This is a genomic window from Streptomyces sp. NPDC022910 (assembly GCF_055561075.1).
On the sequence record NZ_JBVHHL010000010.1, the window covers coordinates 132,020 to 145,697 of the forward strand.

The following is a 13,678-nucleotide window of genomic DNA, read 5'->3' on the forward strand; positions in this document are numbered from 1 at the left end:
ACGTCCAGACACGGGCAGAGGCGGTCGGTCGGCGCCACCCTCGGCACCATCCGCCGATGGCGCACACACTCCCGCCCCGAAATCCGTGACCGATACCGACACCCGGGTATCCATGACCGGCTCCGGCATGCACGACGGCTCCAGATCATCCATGACGGCACCGCCGAGCGGGACCGGCGACGCCGTCGGTCTCCGTCGGACTCCGCCGGGTCCCATGAGGATCCGACGGAGTCCGACGGCGGGTGAACGGCGCTCCGCGTCCGCCGGCCGCACGGGGCCGTACGACGTGGGCACCCGCTCCCGGTCGCACCAGCCGCGGGGTGCGGTCAGTGCTCGCGTGGTGCGGGCACCACGCGCTCCACCTCGGGGTGGACGGTGAGCAGTTGCCGCATGGCCCCTTCGGCGGCCGCGCCGTCGCCCGACGCGAGCGCGTCGACGATGCGGGCGTGCTGGGTCAGTGCGGTGTCGTTCGGTCGGTCGCAACCGGTGACCGGGCCGCCGGAGACCTGAAGGGCGGCCGAGACGATCCCCGAGAGGTGCTCCAGCATGCGGTTGCCCGCGACCTGGATGAGCAGCGAGTGGAACTCCGCGTCGGCACGCGAGAAGGTCAGGGAGTCGCCCTGACCCATGGCGTGCCCCATGATCTCGACCATGTCGCCGAGCCGCTGCTGCACCTCTTCGCGCCCGTGCCCGGCGGCGAGGCGTGCGGCGAGCGGCTCGATGGTCCACCTCAGTTCGCTGAGCTCGCGGCGCTGGTCGTCGCGCTGCGGCCCGAAGGCCCGCCACTCGATGATGTCCGGGTCGAGGAGGTTCCAGTCGCTCACGGGTCGCACACGCGTGCCGACGTTCGGACGGGCGCTGACCAGGCCCTTGGCCTCGAGAACGCGCAGCGACTCACGGACGACGGTACGGGACACCTCGAAGCGCTGGCCGATCTCCTCGGGCACCAGTGGTCGGTCGGCGCCCAGGTCACCGGAGACGATCATCTGGCCGAGCTGCTGGACGAGTTGGCCGTGCAGTCCGCGTCCGCGGCTGCCCGCGGTGCGCCGGCCGACGCGGCCCAGTTCCGGGTCAGCGCCTTCCCACGAGGGTGTGCCGACGCGGTCGGCGGCCGGCGCCTCGGCGTAGGGGTAGCGGTCGAGTTCGCCCGGTCCGGCCAGGCCGGAGTCTGCTGAGCGGGCGGCGGTCATCATGGTGTGCGCAAGGGTACTCACGGATCCTTTGTCGGCGCCCTCTCCAACTCCCTTGAGGTCTTTGGTGAAAAGCACACGAAAGGGTGATCGCTCACCCCGTCGCAATTGACGCCTTATCGGAAAGAAATGGGCGCTTTCCGGGGAGTTGCGCACATGACGAGAACGGATCGGCACGGACTGTCGTCATCGGGCCCTGCCGCGCAGGGTTGTGAGCAGATACGTACAGAGCAAGGCGGCGAGAGACAAGGCGAGTGCGCCGCCGACAGGTTGGGCGACCACGTGCGCCGCGGCGGCCAGATACCGCTCGCCGCCGAAGGGCCACTGCAGCAGCGTGAGCCCGCGCATCCGTGCGGTGAAGCCCGCCGCGCTCCGCATGGACGGTCCCTCGAGCACCTTCTGCACGAGAGGTACGACGAGGACGGGCACCGCGAGCACCGCGGCCAGCCCGGCGGTCGTGGACCGGAAGATGCCGGCGGCCAGTACACCTGCCCAGGCGCATCCCACGACGAGTCCGCACCAACTCACGCCGAGGGCGAGCCGGTCGGTGGGAACCTGGACGACCTCCCGTCCGTAGAGAAGGTAGAGGGCCTCGAAGTCGCAGCCGACGGTCAGGGCGGCCAGCGTCAGCGCCGTGGCCCCGGCGACGAGGAGTTTGGCGGCGAGCAGCCCCAGGCGCCGGGGGACGGTCCCGCGGTCCGCGGCCAGGGCGGGGTGGCGGAACTCGTCGCCGAAGGCGACGGCGCCGAGCAGTCCGGCCCCGAGCGCCGCCGGCGGCAGTGGCAGCTCTCGCGGCCAGGCGGCCAGCAGGCGACCCTGCGGGGTGTGTCCGGCGCGGGCGAGGAGCACGGAAACGAGGACGGAGGCGACAAGCGCGGCGGCGAAGGTGAGGTAGGTCGTGCCGATTCCGGCGGCCCGGCGCAGTTCATAGCGCAGCGGGCGCAGAGGGCTCGGGGCGGCCCGGACGCTGACGGGCGGCGACAGCGGGGGCAGGTCTCCCGGCTCCAGCACCTCGGCCGGCGGGCACGGGGCGGCTTCGGCCCCTGCGGCCGGCCCCATGTCACCGACCTCATCAGCCAGTTGATGTACGAGGATGCCGTGCCGGAAGGCGGTCTCACCGACCTCGGCGCACGTACTGCCGTACACCGACAGCCGGTCGCCCTCCTCGTGGACGATCTCCACGGAACGCTGCGCCGTTCGTGCCTCCTTGGCGAGCAGGGCACCGAGACGGGCGGCGTGCGGGCTGCGGACGGCGACGCGGGGCCGCAGCCGGGTGCGGGCGAAGTCGCGGGCCTGCTGGTCTGCGACCAGCCGACCCTCGTCGAGCGTGATGACGTGGTCGGCGGTGCGCGCGGCCTCCTTGGGGTCGCCCGTGGTGAACAGGACGGTGCCGCCTTGGGCGGCGTGCGCGCGCAGCATGCCGTGCAGCCAGCGGCCCTCGCGAGCGGAGAGCACGCCCGCGGGGTCGTCGAGCACGATCGCCGGTGGGTCGGCCAGCAGGGCGCAGGCCAGGCCGAGGCGGCGGTCCATCCCGCGTGAGAGCGTGCCCAGGCGCTCGTTGCGCAGGTCGACGAGTCCGACCGCCTCGAGGACTTCGTCGGCGCGGCGGACGGACACGCCCGCGGCACAGCACAACATGCGCAGCTGTCCGCGGACCGTGCGCGCGGGATGGCCCGGAACATCGCCGAGCAGGACGCCCACTTCGCGCGAGGGGTGAGCGACGCGGTGCAGCGGACGGCCCCGGAAGTAGGTGATGCCGCGGCCCGCCTGGAGTTCGAGCATGAGCCGGAGCGCCGTCGTCTTGCCCGCACCGGGGGCTCCGAGGAGCGCGGTGACATGGCCAGCGTGCGCCTCGAAGGACACGTCGTCGACGGCGGGCGGAAGGTCCTTGCGGGGTGTGCTGGTCAGTCCGATCGCCTGGATCACTTGAAGCAAGATAGCGCGATATATCCGTTTTTTCGGTCACCTTGACGGTGGCTCGGCGTCGACCCACCCCGTTCGGACATGCGTACGCTGCGGCGCATCGGGCGGCCGGCCTCAGTGTGATGGTCAGACCTCGGGACGCAGCATCGGCGGGTTGAGCAGCGTGGCGCCGCCCGCGCGGAAGAGCTGTGCCGGACGGCCGCCCTGCCGGGTCGTCGTGCCACCCGTGGGGACGAGGAAGCCGGGTGTACCGGTCACCTTGCGGTGGAAGTTGCGCGGGTCGAGGGCCACGCCCCATACGGCCTCGTAGACCCGGCGCAGCTCGCCCACGGTGAACGCGGGCGTGCAGAAAGCGGTGGCAAGCGACGAGTACTCGATCTTGGAACGCGCGCGCTCGACACCGTCCGCCAGGATCTGCGCGTGGTCGAAGGCGAGGGGCGCCGCCTGTTCCCCGTCCCTGCCGTAGCCGCCCTGCTGCAGCAACTCCTCCACGGGCGCCCAACGGGCGCTGTTGGCGTCGCCGCCTGGCCGTGGCGCGGGCAGGTCGGGCGCGAGCGCGAGGTGGGCGACGCTGACCACTCTCATCCGCGGGTCGCGCTTCGGGTCGCCGTACGTGGCCAGCTGCTCGAGGTGAGCGCCGTTGTCCTGCGCCGGTGCCGAGGGGTCGTGGGCGCGTAGCCCCGTCTCCTCGGCCAGCTCGCGTGCCGCGGCCTGCGCGAGGTCCTCGTCCGCCCGTACGAAGCCACCCGGGAGCGCCCACCGGCCCTGAAACGGCGGCTCGCCCCTTCGGACCGCCAGCGCACAGAGGGCATGACGGCGCACGGTCAGCACGACCAGGTCCACGGTGACGGCGAAGGGCGGAAAGGCTGACGGGTCGTAGGGCATGCCGCGATCATAGTCGTCTTCCTGACGATAAACACTCCCTTCGGCGACCGCTTCGGCAGCTGATCCACTTCTGTCCGGAACGGGTTTCATCGACGGCCACCGTCCGCAGTCATGCGACACGTCACCCGAGGTCACACCCCCAGCTGCAGCCCATCGGCCGCTTCCTCGACCATGGCGAGGCCGAGCCGGCCGACGCGCACGGAGAAGGGTGCACCGGCAAGCCTCAGTCCCGTCAGGACGACCTCGCCCAGCGGCGCGCTGCCGACCGGGCGCAAGGTCACCGTCCCGGCCGGCGCGTCGGGTCGGATACCGGCGAGCGCGGTCAGGAGCAGCACCCCGGCGGCGGCTGCCGTGGCGGCGGGGCGACAGGCCGCCGGATGCGGCAGGGGCGCGCCGCCTTCCACGCGCGGCTCGCCCGCGAACATCTCCGGCAGCCGGTATCCGAACGCCTCCGCTGCCGACAGCATCCCCTCCAGCAGTCCGCTCGCCTCCCTCTCGTAACCGGCGGCAGCCAGTCCCGCGACGGCGACCGTCGTCTCCTGGACACGCACGGCTCCACCGCGGTGTCCGAACGGGTTGTACGGCGCCTCGTTCGCGCCGAGGCCACGCAGTCCCCAACCCGAGTCCATGGCCGGCCCGCCGAGCAGCCGTGCGAGCTGCTCGGTGCGCATCTTGTCGAGGAGGCCAGGGGCCAGAGTTCCGGAGCCGAGCAGGCCGGTGTCGAGGAGATGGGCGGCGCCGACACCGAGGTGCGGGACAAAGCGTCCGTCCCGGGTGCGCGCGGCCGCCGGTCTGCCGCCGGACCGGTCCTCGATCCAGAAGTCCTCGCAGAACGCGTCGCGCAGTTCTTCGGCCCACTCGCGCAGCTCCGGTCCGCCCGGCCGCCCCCACGCGTCCAGCAGATCGGCACCGAGCACGGCGGCCCGGTGGGCGTGCGCCTGGGTCTCGCAGCGCAACGGCCCGGTGGGCTGAGGGTCAGGGACGTAGACGCCGTCCCCTACCGTGGTGCGCAGCCACCGCAGACAGTTCTCGGCCGCGGGCAGCAGTTCCTCCGTCTGCCGCTCGGCAAGCCCCCAGCGCCAGGCCTCCGCGAGGAGCACGGGGAACAGCAGGGTGGCCTCGGTACCCGTGCAGCCCGGCGGAAGGTGCGCTCCCGCATCCCGCCGGGGGCCGGGGATCATGCCCGAGCGCAAGCCCGGCCCGCCGAGTTGGGTCCGGGCCAGGATCCGCAGGGTGCCCTCGGCGAGCCGTGTGCCGAGCGGCAGCGTCATCCGGGCCGCTGCCAGGGAGTCGGCGGGCGCGGGTCCGCAGCGCCATGGTGCTCCGGCCGCCAGGTGGGTGTCCGTCGGGTGCGCGGCATCCCGCAGGAGCAAAGCCTGAAGGTCCTCGACACAGGTACGCAGCAGCGGCTCGACCCTCGGGTCGTCGCCGGTGGCTCGGGCCTGAGCGAACGGACTCGTGGCGCCGCGTCCCAGCGCTCTGGCCGGTCCCGCGCCGTCCGTCCGAAGCCGCAGTTCCAGACTCCGCGTCCCGCCGGGCGGCAGCTCGAGCTCCCAACGCAGGAGTCCGGCGGAGGCGAGGGCATCGGCGGGCGGCGGAGCGGCGGTGACCGCGCAGTCGCCCTTGGCGGACGACCAGCGCAGCCCCCCGGCGTGGACAGTGGCGGAAAGATCGGGTCCCATGCTGCCCGAGGCGATCGCACCCAGCTCCGCCAGGTCCGTGCCGAGGGACACTTCCACCGGGAGGTGCAGCGGGCGCGGGGCCGCGCTGTGCAGGATGATGCGCTCGGTGCCGTCCGCGGACCGGATGCGCTCCACCACCACGTCCGGGTCCGGGCCGACGTCCGGAGCCGCGTGAACCGTCCCCACGAAGCGGGCACGGTCGGCCGCGACCATGCGGGCCTGCACGGCGAGCGGCTCCCGCCCCGCCACCCGCACCTGACAACGGGAGAGCACACGCCGGCCCCCGCGGTAGAACCCCTCCAGTCCTCTTCCCGTCAACTGCCCTTGATCCGTTGAGATCACCAGTCCGGGGAGGGCGACGCAGATCAGAGCGGTGTGGGCGGGCGGCAGGTCGACGACGCGGCGGGGCAGGACCGGTGACAGGCCGGTGACCTCCCATCGGTCGGTGTGCGAATCGCGAGCCGACGTCCCGCCCAGTCCCCGTGACGCGGCCGGTGCAGCGCCGCTCGGAGACTGGGGTGCCGAGGGGCTGTGGCGGGGAGGGCGGTCGCCGTCGTGGGCGAAATGCGGTGTGGGCAGGGGCATGAGGCGGCTTCCTCTGCGCTCGGTACGCCTTGGGGAGCGCCCGGTGAGGGCTCGGGAGGGTCGTGATCGGTGCGGCGGGGCGACCCGAGCACGGGTTCCGCCACACAGGTGAACGGAAGGGGTCGGCCGGGGGTCACGCCTGTCGGGAGGAAGCCGACCGAACGGCGGTAGGCCGGGGAGCAGGACCTGCTCATGTGCCTCCCCCCTCGACACATCGGCCCGCACCGCGGTGGGTCCTGGAGCGGCCGACAGCACCCTCGGCTGCCCGCCGTGACCCGTCGCCGCGGGTCGAGGGGTCGGTGGGGCGCCCGCGGCGGGCCTCGGCCGCCCCGGGAGAACGACGGATCGGCCGGCTGCCGCCGCTTGCCGGACGCGCCTTGCGGAGCCGACGGGCAGTGGCCGTGCCCTGGGCCGGCGGCGCCGAGGATGCGGCCTGTGCCGAGCCGGAGGGCGCGGCAACGGGATCGACGGATGAGGGGTTGACGTCGGGCAGCCGCTCCGCGTCATCGACGGCTGTAGGGCCACCGTCGGGCGGCGGTGGCTCTTCACCGAGTGGAACCGCAGGGCAGAGGCCGGCCGAAGGCTCATCACCAGTGGGAGACACCGGGCGGCCGTCGGGGAGGGACTGGTCATCCGTGTAAGCCACCACGCCTGCTTCGGACAGAGGCTCGTCACCCACGTGAACCACCGCACGTTCGTCAGACAGAGGCTCGCCACCCGTGTAAGCCATCACACCTTCATCGGACAGAGGCTCGTCACCCACCTGAGCCACCAAGGGTTCATCAGACAGAGGCTCGCCACCCGTATAAGCCTCCACGCCTTCATCGGACAGGTGCCCGTCATCTGTGTAAGCCACCACGTGTTCGTCGGACAGTTGCCCGTCATCCGCGACGGACACCGGCCACCCCTCGGGCACGTCGTCGGCAGCCTCGGCGGGCGTGGGACGGTGGTCGCCTTCGGTACGCCTCCCGGTAGCGTCACTTGCCGAACGGCGTGGTGACGCGGCGGTGCCGTCCGGCGCCGTATCGGCCGTCCTCCCCTTCCCCTCATGTTCCGCTCGCTCCGCCCGCAGGCAGCGGCGGACGGTCTCCGGGTCCAACCCCTCGTTGCAGGCCTGGTGCAGTAGGCGGGCGAAGAGGTAGTCCGGGTCGGCGCCCAGGGCCATGGCGAGGGCCTCGCGGGCCTCGAGTTCATCGCCGGTCGACCAGGCGACCCATCCGGCCAGCGTCAGCGGCGCGGCGGCGTGCTCGCCGTACGAGCCGACGCAGCGGCGGGCAAGAGCGCGCCACAGCCTCAGTGCCAGGGCCGCCTCAGTGCCTTCCATCCACTCGGCGGCGCGGTCACGGGTCGCGCGGTCCTGCAGGCCGAGGATCATGGTCGCGGCCTCGTCGTGCCCGAGCAGCCCGTCGTCGCGAAGGTCCCCCGCCTGTGTGCCGGAGGCAGGTGGCGCTTCTGCAAGTCGCGCCATGACCCGCTCGGCCATTCCGAGCGTTTCCGCGGCGACGTCCTCACGGGTGTCGCAGCTCAGGATCCTCGGGACGAGCGCCAGGCTCGCGGCGTCCAGCGCGGCCTCCTGGCCGAGGGCGGCCGCCGTCTCCCAAGGACGGAGCCTGTCCCTGAACTCCTTCAGCGTGCCGCGCACTTGGAGACCTGCGTAGGTCGCGGCGGCGGCGAGCACGGAGGTACCGGGCAGGCCCATCGGCTCTCCCCCGGGCGGACAGCAGCCCGGACTCGGGCAGCAGTACGACCAGAAGCGGCCGTCGGAGATGCAGAGGGCCTCCACCACGGGGACGTCGAGGCTGCCACAGGCCCTGCGCAGCGACTGGGCGAGCGGCCGTAGGCGTTCCATCACGTCGCGTCCAGTCTCGCCGTCCGCCGGTTCTTGGACGAGGTAGGCGACCATGCTCTCCGGTCGTGTCCCTCGGCGCTCGCTTCCGGTGACCAGGCCGTGGGCCAGTTGCTGGGCCACGGACGGCCAGTCGTCGGGGCGGGTGGGGATGCCCAGCCGTGCGCGCCCGCCGAACCTCCCCCGCCTGTCCCGGTCGTGCAGTGCGACCAGCACGATGCTGTCCTCGGGCCGGTACCCGAGCAGGTACGGCAAGGCGTCGGCCAGCTCGGCCGGGGTGCGCAGCGTGACCTGGGCCTCGCCGCCGGGTCCCGCCGAGGAGCCGTGTCCCTTGTACGCGGTGGGCTCACCGCCGCGGTGTGCGGATCCGCCCATGTCACCGATGCCGGAGGAGTCGGCCGCTTCGTCGTGGTTCGTCATGCCGCGACCATCTCGCGGATCTTGGAATTCCGGTTGATCCTGTGGATAACCATGGGCATGAGCACGCCAGGAGTTGTCCACAGGTCGCGGCGTTCGTTCGCCCGATGTCCGACCGATCGGGTTGCATGGACGACATGACCGACGAACACCCGCACCCCACGAAGCACGAAGCCACGCCCTCCGCGGCGGACGACCCGCGCGCCGCGCCTCGGGACCCGAGCACCTCCGCCACGGTCGAGGGCGCTCTGCGGGCCGCAGCCGACACCGTGCTCGCCCGGCTCGTCGGCGCGCCAGCCGGCCAGGCCCGGCTGCGGGAGGATCAGTGGCGTGCCATCGAGGCCCTAGTGGCCAACGGGCGCAGAGCCCTGGTCGTGCAGCGCACCGGCTGGGGCAAGTCCGCGGTGTATTTCGTCGCGACCGCGCTGCTGCGCGAGCGCGGCGCGGGCCCCACGGTCATCGTCTCGCCCCTCCTCGCCCTCATGCGCAACCAGGTCGAGGCCGCGGCGCGTGCGGGAATCCACGCCCGGACGATCAACTCGTCCAACACGGAGGAGTGGGAGACCATCCAGGCCGAAGTGGCCGCGGGCAGGGTGGATGTCCTGCTCGTGAGTCCGGAGCGGCTCAACAACCCCGACTTCCGGGACCGGGTGCTTCCTCAGCTGGCGGCCGCGACCGGCCTGCTGGTGGTGGACGAGGCGCACTGCATCTCCGACTGGGGTCACGACTTCCGCCCCGACTACCGCCGGCTGCGCACGATGCTCGCGGATCTCCCGCCCGGCGTACCGGTGCTGGCGACGACGGCGACGGCCAATGCGCGGGTGACAGCCGATGTCGCGGAGCAGCTCGGCACCGGAGCCGGTACGGACGCGCTGGTCCTGCGTGGCCCTCTGGACCGGGAGAGCCTGAGCCTCGGCGTGCTGCGGCTCCCGGACTCCGCCCACCGCATGGCCTGGCTCGCCGACCACCTCGGGAAGCTGCCGGGGTCCGGGATCATCTACACGCTCACAGTGGCGGGGGCCGAGGAGGTCACCGCGTTCCTGCGCCAGTGCGGGCACACCGTGGCCTCGTACACCGGAAAGACGGAGAACGCCGACCGGCAGCAGGCCGAGGAGGATCTGCTGGCGAACCGGGTCAAGGCGCTGGTCGCCACATCCGCCCTCGGGATGGGCTTCGACAAGCCGGACCTCGGCTTCGTGGTGCACCTCGGCTCGCCCTCGTCACCTATCGCGTACTACCAGCAGGTGGGGCGCGCCGGCCGCGGTGTGGAGCACGCCGAGGTACTGCTGCTGCCGGGTAAGGAGGACCAGGCGATCTGGGAGTACTTCGCCTCGATGGCGTTTCCGCCGGAGGAGCAGGTGTGGCGCACTCTCGACGCACTGGCGCGGGCGGACCGGCCCCTGTCGCTGCCCGCCCTCGAGCCACTGGTGGACCTTCGCCGGTCCCGGCTGGAGACGATGCTCAAGGTCCTCGACGTGGATGGTGCGGTGCGCCGTGTGCAGGGCGGCTGGATCGCGACGGGCCTGCCCTGGACGTACGACACCGAGCGTTATGCCTGGGTGGCCAAGCAGCGCGAGGCCGAGCAGCAGGCGATGCGCGACTATGTGTCGGCTACGGGCTGCCGGATGGAGTTCCTGCGGCGGCAGCTGGACGACGAGGGCGCCGCACCCTGCGGACGCTGCGACAACTGCGCCGGAGCGCGGTTTCCCGACTCCGTCTCGCCGACCGCGCTGGACGCCGCACGCGGTGAGCTCGGCCGCGCGGGCGTCGAGGTCGAGCCTCGGAAGATGTGGCCGACGGGCCTGCCCGCGGTCGGTGTGGATCTCAAGGGGCGCATCCCCGCCGGGGAGCAGACGGCACCGGGACGGGCCCTGGGGCGGCTTTCGGACATCGGCTGGGGCAACCGGCTGCGGCCGATGCTGGCACCTCCGGCTTCGGACGGGCCCGTGCCGGACGACGTCGCGCGGGCCGTGATCGGCGTGCTGGCCGACTGGGCGAAGGGGCCCGGCGGCTGGGCCTCGGGAGGTCCCGACGCACAGCCGCGCCCTGTCGGCGTCGTCACCATGGCCTCGCGTACGCGACCGCAGCTGATCCACACCCTAGGGGCGCGCATCGCCGAGATGGGGCGGCTGCCGCTGCTGGGCTCCGTGGAGTACGCCGGCGACGTCCCCCGGGTGCCCCGCAGCAACAGCGCGCAGCGGCTGAAGGCGCTTGACGGGGCGCTGACCGTGCCGCCCGCGCTGGCCGCGGCTCTCCAGGAGGCGCGTGGCCCCGTGCTGCTCGTGGACGACATGACGGAGACGGGCTGGACATTGGCGGTAGCTGCGCGCATGCTCCGACAGGCTGGAGCGGAGGGGGTGTTGCCGCTGGTCCTCGCCGTGCAGGCGTGACCCGTCCCTTCTCCGGGAACACACCGGGCAGAGATGTAGCAGGGGATATAGGCCACACATCACCGGAAACCGGTCGGTGGGCCCAATTGCTCGTTGCCGCATTCCAGTTCGACGGGAAGAATTGGCGTCCGCTCCCCGCACGGCTCGTCCGTGCTCTGGTAGGGCTCTGCTGCGGTGTGCGCTCCCCAAGTCCGACCTCGCCCGCAGTGTGGGCGCGTAGCCGAAGGGAGGATCGTGACCTTCGGATTCGCTCCGTTCCCGGCGGCGTCCATGTCGGCCTCCGCCGAACCGTCCGCCGCTTCCGCCAATCCTCTGGCCCGGATGCTCGAGCCCGCGGAGTGGGCAGCAGCCGGGATTCCGCTGCTGCGCAACCCCCGCGAAGTCGTCAGCGGGCTGCACTCCCGGCACCGGCCACGGCCCTCCACGGCTGTGGTGGCCGTCCTGGATCCGGACGAACGACTGCGGGCGAGTGCTTCCTTCACCCGGCGTTCCGCCCCGGCGGACGGCTGGATGTTCCGCAACGCGCTGCTCGCCCAACTGCGCCGGGTCATCCCCCACGACCTGCGGCGCCGCACACCGGTGCGGACGGCCGTGCTGCTTTACTGCCGTGAGGGGGACGCACGTTGGACGGAGGAGGACGGGGCGTGGATGTGGGGCCTGCGCGACGCGTGCACGCTGCACGGGCTGCGCTGCGGGGCGTACATCACACTGACGCGTGACGGCTGGCAGGTCCTTGGGGAGGGCCGCGGCGGACGCAGTCCCAACGCGGAGTCGCCGCCGGAGGCGCTCGGCCTGACGGGCGTACCGCCCCCGTTGCCGCGCACCGGGGGCGTCGCCTCGGAGGTACTGCGCAGGGCCGCCGCCCGCTGAGCGACGCGGCGCCGTCGCGAGCCTCGGGCCGCGATCCGGCAGCGTAGGACCACGCAGGACACGGCGCGCCGGAAGGGGGCGGCAGCACGGACGGGGGATGCCGGGCAGGTACGCCTGAGGTCATCGCCACACCCTGAGGCACCATCGCACCGACCTCACGCGAAGACGCCACGGAGGCAGGCCGCCGGCCCGGCGGCGACCAGAGGTGCGGCCTCCCCGCACGCCCGCACACCGCGGGTGCCCGGGCGGAAGCGCATGTCAAAGGGACCGCCGTACAGGTGCCGCCGACGCGGCACCCTCACCGGCCACCCACCCGAAGCCCGAACCGGCGGCCCGCCTCCGGGTCTCCGGCGCGGACGGGCGGGACGCGAGCGGACCGGACGGATCCGGACCGCTCAGACGCCCGCACCCAGCACCGAGTTGATCTGCTTGGGGTCGCCGCAGACGATCAGCAGGGCACCGGCCCTGCCGAGCGCCAGCGGAAGCGCGGCGGCGACGGAGGCGTCCGCGCCGCCGTTGACGGCGACCACGACCACCGGACGGGTAGCGGCACGGGAGGCGACGGAGGCGTCGGCGTAGAAGACGTCGTCACCGGCGTCGTGCTGCGCCCAGTAAGCGGCCTCGCCGAAGGACAGTTCGTGCGCGGCCCACGGGTGCAGGTCGCCGGTGGTGATCACCAGCACCTCGCCGGGGGCACGGCCGGATTCCAGCAGCAGGTCGACGGCTTCCTCGGCGGCGTCGAGGGCACCCTCGGCCGAGGCCGGGATCAGTTGGATCTGCGGGGTGGCGGAGGGAGCGGACGGCCCGGGCTGGGCCGGCTCGCGCGAGGTGCGCTGGGCCGGCATGGGCCGGACGGGGCCCGGACGACCCGGACGCGCGGGGGCCGCGGGGCGGGGGCCTGGTACAGGACGGGGGGTCGGCGCGGTGCGGCCGCCGGCCGGAATGGCGCGGGGACCCTGGGCACTCTCGTGAATCTGAGGCTCCTCGGGAATGAGAGGCATGAGCTGATATCTATCAAACGCCGGTGCGGCTGGCGTCGGCGGGTGGCACATGAGTGCGATCGGAACCGGTCAGAAGTCGAAGCCGAGCTGGCCCTCGATTACCGACACGTCTCCGTCCGCCCAGCTGCGGACCTTCTTGAGGTGCCGCCACTGGGGCAGCGCATCAAGATACGCCCACGACAAGCGGTGGTACGGGGTGGGGCCCCGCTCCTCCAGCGCGGCCTTGTGCACCGGTGACGGATACCCGGCGTTGGCCGCAAAACCGAAGTCTGCATGGTCGATACCCAGTTCGGCCATCATTTTGTCGCGGTGAACCTTGGCGATCACCGAGGCCGCCGCGACCACCACGCACGACTGGTCACCCTTGATCACCGTACGGACCTTCCAGGGCGCCCCGAGATAGTCGTGCTTTCCGTCGAGGATGATCGCGTCGGGGCGGACAGGCAGCGCCTCCAGCGCGCGTACCGCCGCGAGCCGGAGCGCGGCCGTCATTCCGAGGTCGTCGATCTCCTCGGGGGAAGCATGACCGAGGGCATACGCCGACACCCACGTCTCCAACAGCCCAGCGAGTTCGGTGCGCCGCTTGACGGTGAGCAGCTTGGAGTCGGTGAGGCCCACGGGCGGTCGACGCAGACCGGTGACCGCCGCGCAGACGGTGACGGGACCAGCCCACGCGCCGCGCCCCACCTCGTCGACACCGGCGATGACCTTCGCTCCGGTCGTTGCGCGGAGGGAGCGCTCGACGGTGTGAGTAGGTGGTTCGTACGGCATAGCGCCCTTAGCCTACGCCGCCGGGATCCCTGTGCGACACCCCGGTTTCCCTGGGCAACGGCACACCGGTCGACGTCCCGTTCGGGAGCACGCCAGCAGGTTCGCCACAGCCCCGCCT

At 72.6% G+C, this 13,678-nt stretch carries 8 protein-coding genes and 1 pseudogene; 2 read left to right on the forward strand and 7 right to left on the reverse strand.

The features are described 5' to 3' along the window. Positions 1-326: 326 nt before the first annotated feature. The 5 genes and pseudogenes from ACZ3TS_RS12895 to ACZ3TS_RS12915 all read right to left on the reverse strand — a co-directional run. A complete protein-coding gene (locus ACZ3TS_RS12895) occupies positions 327-1,214 on the reverse strand; it encodes a FadR/GntR family transcriptional regulator (protein WP_467616789.1) in 888 nt (295 codons plus the stop codon). Between the two features lie 162 nt (positions 1,215-1,376). Then, the gene (locus ACZ3TS_RS12900; protein WP_467616791.1) at positions 1,377-3,116 is read right to left on the reverse strand and encodes an ABC transporter ATP-binding protein; all 1,740 of its coding nucleotides are present in this window, start codon (positions 3,114-3,116) and stop codon (positions 1,377-1,379) included. 123 nt (positions 3,117-3,239) lie between these two features. After that, positions 3,240-3,998 carry an NUDIX hydrolase gene (locus ACZ3TS_RS12905; protein WP_467616793.1) on the reverse strand — a complete coding sequence of 253 codons (759 nt, stop codon included), beginning with the start codon at positions 3,996-3,998 and terminating at the stop codon, positions 3,240-3,242. Positions 3,999-4,129: 131 nt separating this feature from the next. Beyond that, entirely contained in the window at positions 4,130-6,265 is a 2,136-nt protein-coding gene (locus ACZ3TS_RS12910; RefSeq protein ID WP_467616794.1) for a glycogen debranching N-terminal domain-containing protein, read from the reverse strand. A gap of 1,024 nt (positions 6,266-7,289) precedes the next feature. Then, positions 7,290-8,531: pseudogene (locus ACZ3TS_RS12915) on the reverse strand (DUF4192 domain-containing protein); the annotation flags it as partial. A 134-nt stretch (positions 8,532-8,665) separates the two neighbouring features. On the opposite strand from ACZ3TS_RS12915, the gene ACZ3TS_RS12920 reads away from it, so the two are divergent. Both ACZ3TS_RS12920 and ACZ3TS_RS12925 read left to right on the forward strand, forming a co-directional pair. Then, a complete protein-coding gene (locus ACZ3TS_RS12920; RefSeq protein ID WP_467616795.1) occupies positions 8,666-10,918 on the forward strand; it encodes a RecQ family ATP-dependent DNA helicase in 2,253 nt (750 codons plus the stop codon). Positions 10,919-11,152: 234 nt separating this feature from the next. Beyond that, positions 11,153-11,788, forward strand: a complete 636-nt coding sequence (locus ACZ3TS_RS12925) for a hypothetical protein (protein ID WP_467616797.1) — start codon at positions 11,153-11,155, stop codon at positions 11,786-11,788. 395 nt (positions 11,789-12,183) lie between these two features. On the opposite strand, the gene ACZ3TS_RS12930 is transcribed toward ACZ3TS_RS12925, so the two are convergent. Together ACZ3TS_RS12930 and ACZ3TS_RS12935 are read right to left on the reverse strand one after the other, a co-directional pair. Continuing rightward, on the reverse strand, positions 12,184-12,789 hold the full coding sequence (locus tag ACZ3TS_RS12930; RefSeq protein ID WP_467616799.1) for a hypothetical protein: 606 nt from the start codon (positions 12,787-12,789) through the stop codon (positions 12,184-12,186). 69 nt (positions 12,790-12,858) lie between these two features. Continuing rightward, positions 12,859-13,560: a ribonuclease HII gene (locus ACZ3TS_RS12935; RefSeq protein ID WP_467616800.1), complete on the reverse strand. Its 702-nt coding sequence runs from the start codon at positions 13,558-13,560 to the stop codon at positions 12,859-12,861. Positions 13,561-13,678 lie beyond the last annotated feature (118 nt).

What these genes read in the sequence shown, in the direction of transcription:
- ACZ3TS_RS12905 (WP_467616793.1), bottom strand. Translation starts at nt 3,998, where the DNA reads ATGCCCTACGACCCGTCAGCCTTTCCGCCCTTCGCCGTCACCGTGGAC.
- ACZ3TS_RS12910 (WP_467616794.1), bottom strand. Translation starts at nt 6,265, where the DNA reads ATGCCCCTGCCCACACCGCATTTCGCCCACGACGGCGACCGCCCTCCC.
- ACZ3TS_RS12920 (WP_467616795.1), top strand. Translation starts at nt 8,666, where the DNA reads ATGACCGACGAACACCCGCACCCCACGAAGCACGAAGCCACGCCCTCC.
- ACZ3TS_RS12930 (WP_467616799.1), bottom strand. Translation starts at nt 12,789, where the DNA reads ATGCCTCTCATTCCCGAGGAGCCTCAGATTCACGAGAGTGCCCAGGGT.
- ACZ3TS_RS12935 (WP_467616800.1), bottom strand. Translation starts at nt 13,560, where the DNA reads ATGCCGTACGAACCACCTACTCACACCGTCGAGCGCTCCCTCCGCGCA.